This is a genomic window from Mesorhizobium sp. B1-1-6 (assembly GCF_006443035.1).
GTDB lineage: Bacteria > Pseudomonadota > Alphaproteobacteria > Rhizobiales > Rhizobiaceae > Mesorhizobium.
The window spans coordinates 473,188-488,024 of sequence record NZ_VFWR01000002.1 but is presented as its reverse complement, the minus strand read 5'-3'; the positions used below and the strand labels follow the sequence as shown (position 1 = coordinate 488,024).

Sequence of the window (14,837 nt, the reverse complement as noted above, 5' to 3'; positions counted from 1 at the left end):
CCGATGGTGCAGTCTGGCTGTGATGGCTGAAAAAATCCTCTATGCACGCGAACCCGCGCTCGACGTCGCCGAATTCCGCCGCGTGCTGGTGGACTCCGGCCTTGGCGAGATCCGTCCCGTCGACGATGCCGACAGGCTGCGGGCGATGCTGTCGGGCGCCAATCTGGTGCTGACCGCGCGGCTGGATACCGAAGGCAAGCCGCTGGTCGGCGTCATCAGGGCCGTGACGGACTTCTCCTGGGTCTGCTACATCTCCGATCTCGCCGTTTCCGGATCGGCGCAGGGGCTCGGCATCGGCAAGGGACTGATGGACGAGGCGCGGCGGCAGCTCGGCCCGTCCGTCGCCATCAGCCTGGTTTCCGTGCCCGACGCCGCCGGCTTCTACGAGCGCATCGGCATGATGCGCATGGCCGACGCCTTCTGGTTCTCCCGCACGCGCTGACATTTTTCTCCTGTGGCCGGATTCAGCAGCCGTTGGCATGACATGTCGCCTTGACATGCAACCAAATGGTTGCATATTAGAGCCATGAGCATGGACGCCGTCTTTCGCGCTTTGGCCGACCCGACCCGCCGGCAATTGCTGGACAGCCTTCATGACAGGAACGGGCAGACGCTGAACGGGCTGTGCGCTGAGATGGATATGACGCGCCAGGCGGTGACCAAGCACCTGGCGATCCTCGAGGAGGCGAACCTTGTCACCACAATCCGCAAGGGGCGCGAGAAGGAGCACTACCTCAACCCGGTTCCGATCAACGAGATCGCCGAGCGCTGGATCGGCAAATTCGAGCGGGGGTGGCTCTCCGCCCTCGGCGACCTGAAGAGACGCCTCGAAAGGGAAGACTGATGAGCAACGCCTTCGTTTATGTGACCTACATCCGCACCACGCCCGACAAGCTTTGGCAGGCGCTGACCGAACCGGAATTCCACCAGCAATATTTTCTCGGCGCCCGCATGCAGAGCGACTGGAGAAAGGGCTCGGCGTGGAAGATGGTCTATGCCGACGGCCGGGTGACCGACAGCGGCGAGATCCTCGAGATCGATCCGCCAAGGCGCCTGGTGATCAAATGGCGCAATGAGTTCATGCCGGACGTGAAGGCCGACGGCTACACCACCTGCACCTTCGTCATCGAGCAGGAGGGCGACATGATGAAGCTGGCCGTCACCCATGCGGCCGACGGCCCGCACAAGCTGCTGGAGCATGTCGGCAATGGCTGGCCGCTCGTCCTGTCGAGCCTGAAAAGCCTGCTCGAAACCGGGCAGGGCCTGTCTCGGCCGGCGTCGAAAGGCTGAAAATCATCGTTTTCGAGCCGAAACAATCATCCGGAGGCATCGATGTTGCATGTCCCAGTGCCAACTTCAGCCGTGCAGAGCATGACCAATGGCGAGACCGTTATGGCCCAGGCCGAGATCGACGCGCCGGCAGAGCGCGTCTTCCGCGCGCTGATCTCCGACGAGGTCGAACAATGGTGGGGGTCCGCGGACACCTACCGGATGGTGAAATGGTCGGCAGACCTTCGCGCCGGCGGCCGATGGGCCGTCACGGTCCGTGAAGCCGACGGCAGGGAGCTGCCGGCCAACGGGGAATTCCTCGATATCGAGGTGCCGCGGCGGATCGTGCAGACAAGGCTCTATGCCTGGGATCACCCGACGCTTGGCCGCCGGCAAACGACGGTCGCCTGGCTGCTGGAACCAACCGCCGCGGGCACGCGCCTCACCATCTGCCATGGCGGCTTCGCCGGGCTGGCCGAAGCGGCGGCCGAACATGCCGAGGGCTGGGGACGCGTGCTGGGCTGGCTACAGGCGTATTTGGGTGCGGGAAGCCGAGTGGCGGCTTAGCCGACTGGTGGCGGTGCAGACCCTTTTGATGTCAGCGTCAAAGAGGGACCTTGACTCGGCTCAAATCACATTCAACTCGCGGAACGCCCGCCCTTCGGCAACGCGTTCGTAGCCAAAGGGGGAGCAATCGACCGTGCGGTAGCCGCCATGGACGATCAGCTCGGCCAGCGCCTTGCCCACGGCGGGCGCCTGCTGCAGGCCGTGGCCGGAAAAGCCGTTGGCGAAGAGGAAATTGCCGACTTCGGGATGCGGGCCGATCACCGCGTTCTGGTCGAGCGTGTTGTAGTCGTAATGACCGGCCCAGGCGCGCGTCGGCTTGATCGCCTCGAAGGCCGGGATGCGGGTCGCCAGCACCGGCCAGATCACCTCTTCGAACAGCGGCCAGTCGACGTCGAAATCGGCGGGATCGGCCGGGCCGTCGCCCTCCTCCGGCTCGGCGCCGCCGGTGAGATAGACCGAGCCTTCCGGCCTGACATAGATGCCGGACGGGTCGACCAGCAGCGGCATGTCGGCATATTTCTCGCGCGCCTCGAAGACGAAGACGTTGCGCTTGCGCGGCTCGACCGGCAGCGCCAGCCCGGCGAGTGCGGCGACCTTGCCCGCATTCGGCCCTGCGGCATTGACAAGGATGCCGGCCTCGAGCCGTTCGCCATTGTCGAGGCTGACGCCGGTAACGCGGTCACCCTGCCGCTCGATGCCCGTGACCGAAGCATTGATGAAGTCGATCTTCTTCTCGCGCAACGCCTTGCGGAACAGCATCAGCATGGCATGCGCGTCGAACCAGCCCTCGCCGCTGCGGCCATAGGCGCCGGCGGTGATGCCGTCGGCCGACAGCCAAGGGAAACGGCGCACGAGTTGTTCGGCGTCCTCCAGCAAAATGTCGGCGCCTTCGGCAAGCTGTGCCTCGTGGTTGGCCCTGAGGATCGGCAGCCCGGCCTCGCCGGCGAGAATGAGATAGCCGCCCTCGCGAAAACCGATGTCGGCGTCTGCGCCGAATTCTTCCTTCAGCCGGCGGAACAGTTTCAGCGTGAATTGCGACAGGCGGATATTTTCCGGAATGGAGAATTGCTGACGGATCGAGGCCATGGATAGCGTTGTCGCCGCGTGGGAAAATTGCGGGTCGCGCTCGACCAGCGCGATCCTGCCGGAAAAGCCCTCCTCGCGCAGATAATAGGCGATCGAGGAGCCGACGATGGCTCCGCCGATGATGACGATGTCGTAGCGCACTTTTTTCTCCGATCCGCTGCCGGCGTCCTTACGCAACCGGCAAGACAATCTCGAAGCGCGTGCCGCGCTCGGAGTCAACCAGCCTGATCGTGCCATCCTGCGCTTTCAGGAGGGCCAGCACGATGCCGAGCCCCATGCCGGTGCCCCCGGTAGAGCACCGCGCGATGCCGCCTGCTCCCTTGCCTCAACCCGCGGCAGGCGGCATAGATCTGGCATGACGACCGATCTCTACCGCCCGCGCCGCTCGGTGCTCTATGTTCCCGCCTCGAACGACAAGGCGCTGGCCAAGATGGCGCAGCTTGCCTGCGATACCGTCATCATCGACCTGGAGGATGCCGTCGCCCCGGCCGAGAAGGTCGCGGCGCGCGAAAAACTGGCCGGCATCTTCAGCAATCGTCCTGATACCAACCATAGTGGCCGGCGCTGCGAGATGGTGGTGCGCATCAATGCGCTCTCGAGCGAATGGGGCGGCGCCGACCTGCTGGCGGCGGCCAAGGCGGAGCCGGACGGCATCCTGCTGGCCAAGGTCGACACGCCCCGCGACGTGCTCGAGGCGGGTGACGTGCTCGACGACAATTCCGCCCCCGACAGCGTGAAACTATGGGCGATGATCGAGACGCCGAAGGCTGTGCTCAATGTCGGCGCCATCGCCGAACTTGGCCGCGATCCTGCCTCGCGGCTTGTTTGTTTCGTTGCCGGAACGAATGACCTGACCAAGGACACCGGCATTATGGCGACGTCGGACCGGCGTTATCTCCTGCCGTGGCTGATGCAGATGGTGCTGGCGGCGCGTGCCGGCGATCTCGATATCGTCGACGGCGTCTTCAACGATTTTCGCGCGCTCGATGCTTTCAGCCGCGAATGCACGGAAGCGGCCGCCATGGGCTTCGACGGCAAGACGCTCATCCATCCCGCCCAGATCGAGGCGGCGAACCGCGCCTTTGCGCCGTCGGCGGAGGCGGTGGCCAAGGCCCGCGCGGTGAAGCAGGCCTTTGCGCTTCCGGAAAATGCCGGCAAGAACGTGATTGCGCTGGAGGGAAGGATGGTCGAACGGCTGCACCTTGCGCAGGCCGAAAAACTGCTGGCGAAGGCGGCGGCCGTCGGCGCATGATGTGCCGTGTTGGATTGCCGATCGCGGGCGATGGACTGACGACAGGAATTGAATGATGAAACTCTACCGCTTTCTCACCGCTCCGGACGACGCCAGCTTCTGTCACAAGGTGACGGCGGCGCTGAACAAGGGCTGGCACCTGTTCGGCTCCCCCACCTACGCCTACGACAAGAAGACCAAGACCATGCGCTGCGGCCAGGCCGTGGTGAAGGATGTCGAGGGCCAGGAATACGGGCCGGACACCAAGCTCAGCGACTGGTAGCCCCTCGCATCCACAGCCACGCCGCCAGCCAGGCGATCGATGCCGCAAGCATCGCCAAGCCCAGGTCAAGAGCCAGCTCCGGAACGAACGCACGAAGCGCGATCGGCACCGCGCCAATGAGATAAAGAGCGAGAGGAATGCGCGGCACGCCTCTTGCAACGGCGAGAGAGATTACAAACGCGAGCGTTCCAACCAGAAAAAGAACCGAACTGGCGACCAGAGCCAGACCGAGCGGTCCGGCTCGCAGCTCGACGATGGTTGTGAGCGGAAGCTTCGAAAATACCAGATTGATCACTGCTTCCACGCCTACCAAACTTGCCAACGCAACGAAGTTGATGACAAACGCGATAGTGCCGAACAGCCCCGCGCGCCGGCCAAACGCAAGAAACAGGCCCACGACGAGGCCAAGTGCCAATATCTCGGCGACTGGTGCGAGAAGTTGCGTCAGATCGGTGGTCGCGATGAGCGAGCTGCGTTTAGCCGCGTTGACCAGAAGAATAAGCGCGCTTCCCATCCCGGCGACGGCGGCAAGCCGATAAAGCGTGAGGCTGGGCACAGTCGCGCTCGACTGAACAATCGCGAAATTCTCCTGCTGAAGTTCTTCGGCTGGACTCTGATGCGAAATGACCGATTGCGGGCGGGGTGGGGCTGTTCTGGCGAGCATGTTCGTCTCCTCAGCTGGGAGTTCGGGAGCCGCGAAGACCGTAGGCCTGTTCCGATCCCATCAGTAATCACTGCTTACATCCTCTGGCCGGGATTGTAAACGGCGATTACATAAATCGCGGAATCATGCTACAGAGGCGGGAAGCTGCTCCACGGAACGAAGGGAAAGAGATGGCAAAAGCCAAGGCGCCTCATCGCACTGGTTACCACCATGGCAATTTGCGGGAGGTCCTGATCGATGCCGCGGTTCAACTGGTCGAGGAAGGCGGCCCCGACAATGTGAGCGTGCGCGAAGCCGCAAAACGTGCCGGGGTTTCCCCCGGCGCGCCATTCCGTCACTTCAGCAACAAGACCGCGTTGATGACGGCTGTCGCGGAGCAGGCAATGAGCCGATTCCGCTCGGAGATCACGAATGCGGTCGAGAAGGTTGCGACGGACGATCCGATCGAACGCTTTGCCGCTGTTGGAATCGCCTATTTGCGCTGGGCAATTCGAAACCCCACCCACTTCCAGATCATCTCGACACGCAATCTTATTGATTGGGATGCTTCGGAGTCGCTGCGTCACGATAATGAAGCGGTGCGTTCGCTGATGGAAGCGTCAATGGCAGAAGCACAGCGGCGAAACATGCTCCGGTCGGACGACATGGCAGAGACCCAGATAGCCGCGAGGGCGCTCGTCTACGGGCTCGCACGCATGTACATTGATGGACATTTTGCGCAATGGGCAGTGGCAGGACATACCGGGGAGCAGACTGTGCAGAACGTATTAAAACATTTCATCACACTCATTGTGAAATGACGGCCTGACGTAGAACCGGTCACTCGGCTGCCTCTTCGATCTTCTCCATATCGTCGTCCGACAGGCCGAAATGGTGGCCGATCTCGTGGATCAGCACATGGGTGACGATGTCGCCCAAAGTCTCCTCGTTCTCGGCCCAGTAGTCGAGGATGGCGCGGCGATAGAGCGTGATGCGGTTCGGGCCTTCGCCGGTCTGCGGGTTCCAGCGCTCGGCAATGCCGCGTCCCTCGAATAGGCCGAGCAGGTCGAAGGGGGTTTCCAGTGACAGGTCGTCCATGATCTCGTCGGTGGGGAATTCGGCGATCTGGATGACGATCTCGCCGGTCAGCTTGCGAAAATCCTCGGGCAGATGGGCGTAGGCCTCCAGCGCCAGGAACTCGATCTCGTCCATCGACGGCGAAAGCTGGTCGTGCCAAATGCGGGTCTTGTAGATGCGGGCCATGCTTTGTCCTTTGATCCCGGCATATAGGCTTTTGGGCCACAATCGGCAAATGACGCGGCGGCCAACCCCAGGATTGCTTACGGCACCGGGAGCCGTTTCGCATGGCTTGAGGGGCGGTCGGCTGTCCGACCCATGTTGGCCCTCTTATCGGAGAGGAATAAATTCCCCCATGAGTCTGCTTGACTCTTCGGGTCGCCTCTGGAATCTATAAGAACATAACAGGAACAATTGTGAGTGGACACTGACCGTCATGGCGATGAGCGCCGTGGCGCGGGAGACTGTTTTTGCCCTGCGCCGCCAGATCGCGAAGATCGAGGGAACGCTGCCCGAGCGCCTGCAGGCGCCGGCCGGCGCGGTTTCCGACGCCGGCATGGCCGCCGCGGACCGCACCGTGGTCCGGCGCGGCATCGCCGTAGCCAGGCCGGATGCTTTCCTGCGCACCGGCATCGGCCGGCTCGATGCCGCCCTCGGTGGCGATTGGGGCGGCGATTTGGGCGGCGGCCTGCCGAAAGCGGCCTTGAGCGAAATCCATGGCGTCGAGACCCGCGATGCCGGAGCGGTCGCCGGCTTCGCCCTGTCGCTCGCCAGCCTGATCCTCAAGCCCAGCCTGATCCTCAAGCAAGGGCCGCGATTGCCGGTGCTGTGGATCGGCACCCAGGAGGTTTTTCGCGAGGCGGGCTTTCCCTATGCCCGGGGCCTTCACGCCGCCTTCGGCATCGAGCCGGAGCAATTGCTGTTTTCCGAGGCGCCAAGGCTCGCCGATGCGCTGTGGGTCGCCGAGGAGGCGGCCCGCATGACGGCGCTCGCCGCCGTCATCCTTGAAGTCCGCGGCAATCCGCAGCGGCTGGACCTGACCGCGACGCGCCGGCTGCACGCCCGCGCGCAGAGCGCCGGCCGGCCGGTCTTCCTGCTGCGGCAGGCGGCCGAACCCGAACCGACGGCGGCGCCCGTCCGCCTCATCGTCTCGCCGGCGCCGGCAGGGCCGCGCGACACGGTCGCCGGGCCGCTTGCCGGCTCGATCGGCCGCCCCGCCTTCACCATCAGCATCGGCAAGAGCCGCACGGCCCTGCCAGGACAATTCATATTGGAGTGGAACCCCGATGAACGCATATTCGATGAAAGACGGATTGGGGAAGAACGAGCAAAGAATCCTGTCCCTGTGGTTTCCCTATCTCGCGGCCGAACGGATCCTGCGGCAGCGCCTGGGGCGGTCCTGGCGTTCCCGGCCATCGGATCACCGGCCGCTGGTGATCAGCCATCGCGACAGCAACGCGCAGCGCATCTTAGCCCTCGACGAGCGGGCTGAGGCGCTGCATCTGAAGCCCGGCATGGGCATCGCCGATGCGCGCGCCATGCATCCGTCGATCGACATAATGGAGGCCGATGCCGAAGCCGACCGGCGCCTGCTCGAAGGCCTTGCGGACTGGTGCGACCGCTATACCCCGCTGGTGGCGCTCGACGGGACCGACGGCCTGTTCCTCGACGTCACCGGCTGCACCCATCTTTTCGGCGGCGAACGCGCCATGCTGGACGAGATCCTGTCGCGCTTCTTCCATCAGGGCTTCGACGTCCGTGCCGGCCTTGCCGCGACACCCGGCGCCGCCTGGGCGGCGGCGCGGTTCTGCGGCGACCGCATCGTTGCCGGCGGCGAGGAGGAAGCGCTCCTGGCGCCCTTGCCGCTGGCGGCGCTACGCATCGCGCCGGAAACCCGCGCCAGCCTGGAAAGTGTTGGCCTGCGCACGGCGGGCGCGGTGATGGCCGCGCCGCGCGCGCCGCTCGCCCGCCGCTTCGGTGCCTCCCTGCTCTTGCGCCTCGACCAGGCGCTCGGCCGTCTCGACGAGGCGGTGTCGCCGCGCCTGCCCGTCGCGCCGCTTTCGGTCGAACGCCATTTGGCCGAGCCCGTCACGCTGACAGAGGACATAGAACGGCTGGTGGGCATGCTGGCGACGACCCTGAAGATCGACCTCGAGCGGCGCGGCGAAGGCGCGAGAAGCCTGGCGCTGCTCTTGTTCCGCGTCGACGGCGCCGTCAGCCGCATCGCGCTCGGCACGTCGCGACCGATGCGCGAACCCCGGCTGATCCAGAAATTGTTCCATGAGCGGCTGGCCGCCCTCGAGCAGCATATCGATGCCGGCTATGGCTTCGACCTGGTGCGGCTTTCGGTGCTGGCGGCGGCGGCCTTCGACATGCCGCAGGCCGACCTGACAGGCAAAACGACCGACGACGGCGCCGATATCGCGCTGTTCGCCGACCGCATCCGCGCCCGGCTCGGCGAGGGCGCGGTTCTCAAGCCGGTCGTCGTGGAAAGCCATCTGCCCGAGCGTGCCGTCGCCACCATCCCCTTCACGGAAACCCCGCGCCGCATCACGCCGCCGAAGAAACCGGACAGGATGCAGGCGCCGATGACCATCTTCCCGCCGGAGCGGCCGATCCGGCTTTTCCGCTCGCCCGAGCCGATTGAGGTGCCGGCCACCGAAATGCCCGAGGGACCGCCGCTGAATTTCCGCTGGCGGCGTGCGCTCTACAGGGTCGCCCGCGCCGAAGGCCCTGAACGCATCGCGCCGGAATGGTGGCGTGAATTTTCGAGCGACGAAGCGGCGTCGACACGCGACTATTTCCGCATCGAGGATGCCGACGGCCGCCGCTACTGGCTCTACCGGCAAGGTCTCTATGGCGGCTCTGAAATCCCGCCGCGCTGGTTCCTGCACGGGGTCTTCGCATGAACGCGCTGACCGCCATTCCCTATGCGGAATTCGGCATCCAGTCGAATTTCTCGTTCCTGCGCGGCGCCTCCAAGCCGGAGGAGCTGGTGGTCGCGGCCAAGCTCATGGGGTTCTCCGCGATCGGGCTCGCCGACCGCAACACGGTGGCGGGCGTGGTGCGCGCCTGGCAGCAGGCCAAGGTCGAGACGCTTGCCTACCACCCCGGCAGCCGGCTGGTTTTTTGCGACGACACGCCTGATATTCTCGCCTATCCGCAGAACCGCAAGGGCTGGGGGCATCTGTGCCGCATGCTCACGCAAGCCAATCTGCGCGAGGAGAACGAAAAGGGCGCGACCCTTCTGCGGCGCGACGACCTTCTCGAATGGGGGGATCTGATGTCGCTGGCGGTCCTGCCCGACCTGGCGGCGGGGGCCGAGGGCACACTAGCCCTGCTTGGCGAGCTCAAGGACCGTTTCGGTAAAAACCTGCGGCTTGGCGTTTCGCCCGATTATGCGGGAAACGACCGCTTCAGGATCGAGCAGGCGGCGGCGATGGCGGAGCTGGCCGGCCTGCCCTTGATGGCGACCAACGACGTCCTCTACCACACGGCCGAGCGGCGCCCGCTGCAGGACGTGCTGACCGCGATTCGCCTCAACATTCCCGTTTCGGAGGTCGGGCTGGAACTCACGGCGAATGCCGAGCGCCATCTGAAGCCGCCGCTGGAGATGGCGCGCCTGTTCCGCAGGCACCCGGAGGCACTGGCCGAAACGCTGCGCTTCGCGCAGGAGCTGACCTTCTCGCTCAGCGACCTTCAGTACAATTACCCCGACGAGCCGACGCAATCAGGGCTCGGCCCGCAGGCGGAGCTGGAAAGGTTGGCGCGGGAGGGGGCGGCCAGGCGCTATCCCTCGGGCGTGCCGCAATCGGTGACGAGGCGCATCGAGGAAGAGCTCGCCCTTATCGAGCGCCTGAACTATGCCCGTTATTTCCTGACCGTCCACGACATCGTCAAATTCGCCCGCAGCCAGGATATTCTCTGCCAGGGGCGCGGTTCGGCCGCCAATTCGGTCGTCTGCTTCTGCCTCGGCATCACCGAGGTCGGGCCGGAGCGAATCGACACGCTGTTCGAACGCTTCATTTCCGAGGAGAGGAACGAGCCGCCCGACATCGACGTCGATTTCGAGCATGAGAAGCGCGAGACGGTCATCCAATATATCTACGAGAAATACAGCTCCAAGCGCACCGCGCTGGCCGCCGCCGTCATCAGCTATCGCGGCCGCTCGGCGCTGCGCGAAGTGTCGAAGGCGATGGGCCTGTCCGAGGATGTCAGGGCATCGCTCTCCGGCTCGATCTGGGGCTGGTCGACCTCCGAGCTCGGCGAGAAGGAAGCCCGGGCCGGCGGCCTCGACCGCGCCGATCCCATATCGCGGCACGTGATGGAGCGCGCCAACGAGATCATGGGCTTTCCCCGTCACCTCTCCCAGCATGTCGGCGGCTTCGTCATCACCAGGGACCGGCTCGACGAGATCGTGCCCATCGTCAAGACGGCGATGGAGGAACGCAAGATGGTCGAGTGGGACAAGGACGATCTCGACGCGGTCAAGATCCTCAAGGTCGACGTGCTGGCGCTCGGCATGCTGACCTGCCTGAAGCGCGCCTTCACTCTGCTGACGGACCATTATCCGCAGGCGCGAGACCCTTACGGGCAGCCCTATGTCCTTGCCACCCTGCCGGAAGAGGCGAAGCCGGTCTATAAGATGATCGGTCGCGCCGACACGATCGGCGTCTTCCAGATCGAATCGCGCGCGCAGATGTCGATGCTGCCGCGTCTCAAGCCAAAAGAATTCTATGACCTTGTCATCGAGGTGGCGATCGTGCGGCCCGGCCCGATCCAGGGCGACATGGTCCACCCCTATCTGCGCCGCCGGCAAGGCAAGGAGCAGCCCGAGTATCAGAAACCGGAGCTGGAGGCGATCCTCCACAAGACGTTGGGCGTTCCTCTGTTCCAGGAACAGGCGATGAACATCGCCATCGTGGCCGGTGGCTTCAAGCCGGGCGAGGCCGACGAGTTGCGCCGCGCCATGGCCACCTTCAAGCGCACCGGCACGATCGGCAATTACCGCCGGCGCATGATCGACGGCATGGTCGGCAAGGGCTACACCCGGGATTTCGCCGAACGCTGTTTCAAGCAGATCGAGGGTTTTGGCGAATACGGCTTTCCCGAAAGCCATGCCGCCTCCTTCGCGCTGCTGGTCTATGCCTCCTGCTGGTTCAAGACCTTCTATCCCGACGTGTTCTGCGCCGCGATCCTGAATTCACAGCCGATGGGGTTTTACCAGCCGGCGCAATTGGTGCGCGACGCGCGCGACCATGGCGTCGAAATCCGCGAGGTCGACGTCAATTTCTCCGTCTGGGACTGCACGCTGGAACAGGCGGCTTTCGACCCGGCCCGCATCCTGCCGCGCCATGCCGACATGCGCGGCGTCATCGCGACGCAGCACGCGGTGCGGCTCGGCTTCAGGCAGATCAAGGGACTTTCCAAGGAGCGCATGGACGCCTTCGTCGAGTGGCGCGGTTCAGGCTACGCATCCGTGCGGGATGTCTGGCTGCGCTCCGGCCTCGATGTCGCCGAGATCGAAAGACTGGCGCAGGCCGATGCCTTCCGCTCGCTCGGCCTCGACCGCCGCGCCGCGCTTTGGGCGGTGCGCGCCCTCGACGGCAAGAGTGCCGCCGAAAAGCTGCCGCTTTTCGACCGGCCGGCGCTGCGGCTACGCGAGCTGGAGCCGGAGACGAAGCTGCCGAAAATGCCGCTCGGCGAGCATGTCATCCACGATTACCGCTCGCTTGGCCTGTCCTTGAAGGCGCACCCGGTCGCCTTCCTGCGCGAACGGCTCGACCGGGCCGGCGTGACGCCCAATGCCAGGCTGTGCTCGGTGCGGGACGGACGGCGCGTCTCGGTCGCCGGGCTCGTTCTGGTGCGGCAGCGCCCCGGCAAGGGCAATGCGGTCTTCCTGACGCTGGAGGATGACGAGGCCGTTGCCAACGTCATTTTCTGGCAGCGGACCTTCGACCGCTTCCGTCCCATCGTCATGGGCGCGCGCTTCGTCAAGGTCACCGGCAAATTGCAGTCGGAATCGGATGTCGTCCACATCGTCGCCGAGAAGATCGAGGATTTGACGCCCTGGCTGACGGTGTTGCTGGAGAAGGTCGACCAGGCCAGTTTGCCGGGGGCCGGTTCTCAGGGGCATGCCTCGAGGGAGGATCCGGATCGTCCCGGCCGGCCCGCGATGCGGAACCCACCGGCCGGGCAGGATTTGGCAACACTGTCGGAAGAAGCGGAAAGCGTCATGCCCAGGGGCCGCAATTTTCAGTAGGCACATCAATGCCTTCGTCATCTACGGGCGGAGCGAAGCGACGCGGCGCAAGGATCCATACCGCGACGTCTCCGCACCGCAGCGGTGCGAAACTTGACGCTGGTGGGCGAGCCCCCCTCTGACCTGCCGGCCATCTCAAGGGGGAGATTGGCAGTTTCAACGCTCCGCCTGCAACAATGGAGATTGGCGAAGGCGGAGATGACATTCGATCTCCCCCCCTTGAGGGGGAGATGCCCGGCAGGGCAGAGGGGGGCGCCGTAGAATGCCGACCTTGATAATTTTCACGTCGAGCCGGCCGGCCCGCCCAGCCGCGGCGGCAGCACGTCTTCCGCCGAGATGCTCCGTGCCTCCGAAGGCAGCATGATCGGGATGCCGTCGCGCACGGGATAGGCGAGCTTGGCGACCCGCGAGATCAGTTCGCCGCGCTCGGGATCCCAGGCCAGCGGCCCCTTGGTCAGCGGGCAAGCCAGCAGCTCCAGCATCCTGGGGTCGACATTCGCTCTCTTTCCGTCACGCCCATCCGCCGCCATCGTGTCCTCTCTCAACATCCTACTGCAGGCTCGAGCCAAAATCCTCGTTCTCGCGCGCCAGCGCCATTTCGGTGATGGCGATCAGCGTTTCGGCGCGGGTCTTGAGATCGGCCGCTTCGAGCAGCGCCTGCTTCTCGGCCGGCCCATAGGGCGCCATCATCGACAGCGCGTTGACCAGCATGGCGTTTTCGGCCCGGCTGACGCTTTCCCAGTCGGCCTCCAGGTCGTTGGCCTGAAGATAGGAGCGGAACGCCCGCAGCAGCGCCGGCCGGTCGACCTCGGCGGCCGCCTGCTCGTCGTCGAGATCGGCGAGAAAGGGGGCGATCTTGCCTTGGCGGAACGGCGTCTTGACCGTCAGCTCATGGGTGACACGGAACCGGCACACACCCTGCAGCGAAATCAGGTAGCGGCCGTCGCCGGTCTCGGAAAGCGCTATGATGCGGCCGGCGCAGCCGACATTGCAGAGTTCCGGCTCGCCATCGTCGCGCAAGGCGCCGTCGAGGCTGGGCTGGATGACGCCGATCAGCCGGGAGCCGGCGATCGCCTCGTCGACCATCTGCAGGTAGCGCGGCTCGAAGATGTTGAGCGGCATGCGGCCGCCCGGCAGCAGAAGCGCGCCCTCGAGCGGAAAGACCGGGATGGTCGACGGCAGATCCCTGGCGAGCCGGTAGTGAGCGTTTCCCGCTTGCACCTCGTTCCTCCGATCGCTTCGCCTGGGAAGCGCCTCCATGCCGCGATCCGCCTGTCGCTGCCCGGGGTTGTTGGCTTCCCGAGGGAAAGGCGGGCCGGATTCGTCCTATCTGGCGCGGCCGGCGCCGGGTGCAAGTCCCGCGCGACCATTCGGCCGCGCCGGCTCAGGAAAACAGCAGCGACGACAATTTGCGCCGCGCGGCAAGCGTCGCCTCGTCGGTCATGCCCCAGGCCTCGAAGAAGCGCAGCAATTGCGCCTTGGCGCCGTCCTCGTTCCAGCCGCGGTCAGCCTTGATGATGGCCAGGAGATTGTCGGCGGCCGCATCGCGCTCGCCCCTGGCGTTCTGGACCATGGCCAGATCGAAGCGGGCCTGATGGTCGCCGGGATTCTCAGCCAGCCGGCGCTCGAACTCCGCCGGGTTGCCGAGTTCGGACGCTTGCGCGGCCAAGGTCATCCTGGCGCGCAGCGCGGCCAGCGGCGGCGCATCGGCCTTGGCCTCCGGCGCCCGCGCCAGCATCGCCTCGGCGCCTTCGGTATCACCGGCCTCGAACAGCAATTCGCCCAGCCCCGCTATCGCCTCGATCGTCTCCGGCGCCTGCTCGAGCACGGCGTCATAGATGTCGGCCGCCGTCTGCACGTCGCCGGCAGCGCGCGCCTCGGCCGCCGCCGCCAGCGCCTCGGTTACATCAGCCGCACCATTGCCCTTGCCGCCGACCTTGTCGATGAACTGGGTGATCTGGCTCTCGGGGATGGCGCCCATGAAGCCATCGACCGGCTGGCCGTCCTTGAAGGCGATGACCGCCGGAATGGACTGGATGCCGAGCTGGCCGGCGATCGAGGGATGGTCGTCGATGTTCATCTTGACCAGCTTGACCTTGCCGCCGGCGGCGCGGACCGCCTTTTCCAGTTGCGGCGTCAGCTGCTTGCACGGCCCGCACCACGGCGCCCAGAAATCCACCAGCACCGGCTGGCGGCGCGATTCCTGGATGACATCGGCGGCAAAGGCCGCGGTGGTCGTATCCTTGATGACGTCGCCGGCGGGGGCGGCGCCGGCCGCAGGTTTCTGCGGTTTCGCGCCGCCGCCATACTGCACCGTCGTGGCATACTGGCCGCCGCTATTGCCAAAGGAGCCGCCAAACGGATTGTTGTCACTCATGTCGTCGCCCTTTCGGTGGCGCCAGCGGATCGGCGCACTGTC

Annotated in this window: 16 protein-coding genes and 1 pseudogene; 10 read left to right on the top strand and 7 right to left on the bottom strand. The window is 65.3% G+C overall.

Annotation, left to right across the window (positions count from 1 at the left end; genetic code table 11):
• Positions 1-22: 22 nt before the first annotated feature.
• The 4 genes from FJ979_RS06055 (at position 23) to FJ979_RS06040 (ending at position 1,836) form a co-directional block, all read left to right on the top strand.
• Entirely contained in the window at positions 23-442 is a 420-nt protein-coding gene (locus FJ979_RS06055; RefSeq protein ID WP_140491962.1) for a GNAT family N-acetyltransferase, read from the top strand.
• A 90-nt stretch (positions 443-532) separates the two neighbouring features.
• Entirely contained in the window at positions 533-844 is a 312-nt protein-coding gene (locus FJ979_RS06050) for a metalloregulator ArsR/SmtB family transcription factor (RefSeq protein WP_210241463.1), read from the top strand.
• Positions 844-1,290: an SRPBCC family protein gene (locus FJ979_RS06045; RefSeq protein WP_140580243.1), complete on the top strand. Its 447-nt coding sequence runs from the start codon at positions 844-846 to the stop codon at positions 1,288-1,290. The genes FJ979_RS06050 and FJ979_RS06045 overlap by 1 nt, the downstream gene beginning before the upstream one ends.
• Positions 1,291-1,332: 42 nt before the next feature.
• Complete coding sequence (locus FJ979_RS06040; protein WP_140580242.1) at positions 1,333-1,836, top strand: SRPBCC domain-containing protein; 504 nt, start codon at positions 1,333-1,335, stop codon at positions 1,834-1,836.
• Positions 1,837-1,896: 60 nt separating this feature from the next.
• On the opposite strand, the gene FJ979_RS06035 is transcribed toward FJ979_RS06040, so the two are convergent.
• Positions 1,897-3,063 carry an FAD-binding oxidoreductase gene (locus tag FJ979_RS06035; RefSeq protein ID WP_140580241.1) on the bottom strand — a complete coding sequence of 389 codons (1,167 nt, stop codon included), beginning with the start codon at positions 3,061-3,063 and terminating at the stop codon, positions 1,897-1,899.
• Positions 3,064-3,091: 28 nt separating this feature from the next.
• A pseudogene (locus FJ979_RS06030) lies at positions 3,092-3,214 on the bottom strand (ATP-binding protein); the annotation flags it as partial.
• A 63-nt stretch (positions 3,215-3,277) separates the two neighbouring features.
• On the opposite strand from FJ979_RS06030, the gene FJ979_RS06025 reads away from it, so the two are divergent.
• Positions 3,278-4,174 (top strand): CoA ester lyase, encoded by an 897-nt coding sequence (locus FJ979_RS06025; RefSeq protein ID WP_140580240.1) that lies wholly within the window; start codon positions 3,278-3,280, stop codon positions 4,172-4,174.
• 55 nt (positions 4,175-4,229) lie between these two features.
• Positions 4,230-4,436, top strand: a complete 207-nt coding sequence (locus FJ979_RS06020; RefSeq protein ID WP_140493464.1) for a DUF1737 domain-containing protein — start codon at positions 4,230-4,232, stop codon at positions 4,434-4,436.
• On the opposite strand, the gene FJ979_RS06015 is transcribed toward FJ979_RS06020, so the two are convergent.
• Complete coding sequence (locus tag FJ979_RS06015; protein WP_210239597.1) at positions 4,423-5,100, bottom strand: hypothetical protein; 678 nt, start codon at positions 5,098-5,100, stop codon at positions 4,423-4,425. The genes FJ979_RS06020 and FJ979_RS06015 overlap by 14 nt on opposite strands.
• Positions 5,101-5,270: 170 nt before the next feature.
• Here FJ979_RS06015 and FJ979_RS06010 point away from each other — a divergent pair, with 170 nt between their 5' ends.
• The gene (locus tag FJ979_RS06010) at positions 5,271-5,900 is read left to right on the top strand and encodes a TetR/AcrR family transcriptional regulator (protein WP_140524507.1); all 630 of its coding nucleotides are present in this window, start codon (positions 5,271-5,273) and stop codon (positions 5,898-5,900) included.
• Positions 5,901-5,919: 19 nt separating this feature from the next.
• Here the strand turns inward: FJ979_RS06010 and FJ979_RS06005 are convergent, their stop codons facing one another.
• Entirely contained in the window at positions 5,920-6,342 is a 423-nt protein-coding gene (locus tag FJ979_RS06005; RefSeq protein ID WP_140491980.1) for a metallopeptidase family protein, read from the bottom strand.
• A 250-nt stretch (positions 6,343-6,592) separates the two neighbouring features.
• Here FJ979_RS06005 and FJ979_RS32885 point away from each other — a divergent pair, with 250 nt between their 5' ends.
• The 3 genes from FJ979_RS32885 to FJ979_RS05990 are packed head-to-tail and all read left to right on the top strand — an operon-like array spanning position 6,593 to position 12,418.
• On the top strand, positions 6,593-7,648 hold the full coding sequence (locus FJ979_RS32885; protein WP_140514081.1) for a hypothetical protein: 1,056 nt from the start codon (positions 6,593-6,595) through the stop codon (positions 7,646-7,648).
• Positions 7,590-9,065 (top strand): DUF6504 family protein, encoded by a 1,476-nt coding sequence (locus FJ979_RS05995; protein ID WP_140491985.1) that lies wholly within the window; start codon positions 7,590-7,592, stop codon positions 9,063-9,065. The genes FJ979_RS32885 and FJ979_RS05995 overlap by 59 nt, the downstream gene beginning before the upstream one ends.
• Positions 9,062-12,418: an error-prone DNA polymerase gene (locus FJ979_RS05990; RefSeq protein WP_140580239.1), complete on the top strand. Its 3,357-nt coding sequence runs from the start codon at positions 9,062-9,064 to the stop codon at positions 12,416-12,418. The genes FJ979_RS05995 and FJ979_RS05990 overlap by 4 nt, the downstream gene beginning before the upstream one ends.
• A gap of 281 nt (positions 12,419-12,699) precedes the next feature.
• Here the strand turns inward: FJ979_RS05990 and FJ979_RS05980 are convergent, their stop codons facing one another.
• The 3 genes from FJ979_RS05980 to trxA form a co-directional block, all read right to left on the bottom strand.
• Positions 12,700-12,948: a Trm112 family protein gene (locus FJ979_RS05980; RefSeq protein WP_140514079.1), complete on the bottom strand. Its 249-nt coding sequence runs from the start codon at positions 12,946-12,948 to the stop codon at positions 12,700-12,702.
• Positions 12,949-12,967: 19 nt separating this feature from the next.
• Positions 12,968-13,639 (bottom strand): LON peptidase substrate-binding domain-containing protein, encoded by a 672-nt coding sequence (locus FJ979_RS05975; protein ID WP_140580238.1) that lies wholly within the window; start codon positions 13,637-13,639, stop codon positions 12,968-12,970.
• Between the two features lie 163 nt (positions 13,640-13,802).
• Positions 13,803-14,795, bottom strand: a complete 993-nt coding sequence (gene trxA, locus FJ979_RS05970) for a thioredoxin (protein ID WP_140580237.1) — start codon at positions 14,793-14,795, stop codon at positions 13,803-13,805.
• Positions 14,796-14,837 lie beyond the last annotated feature (42 nt).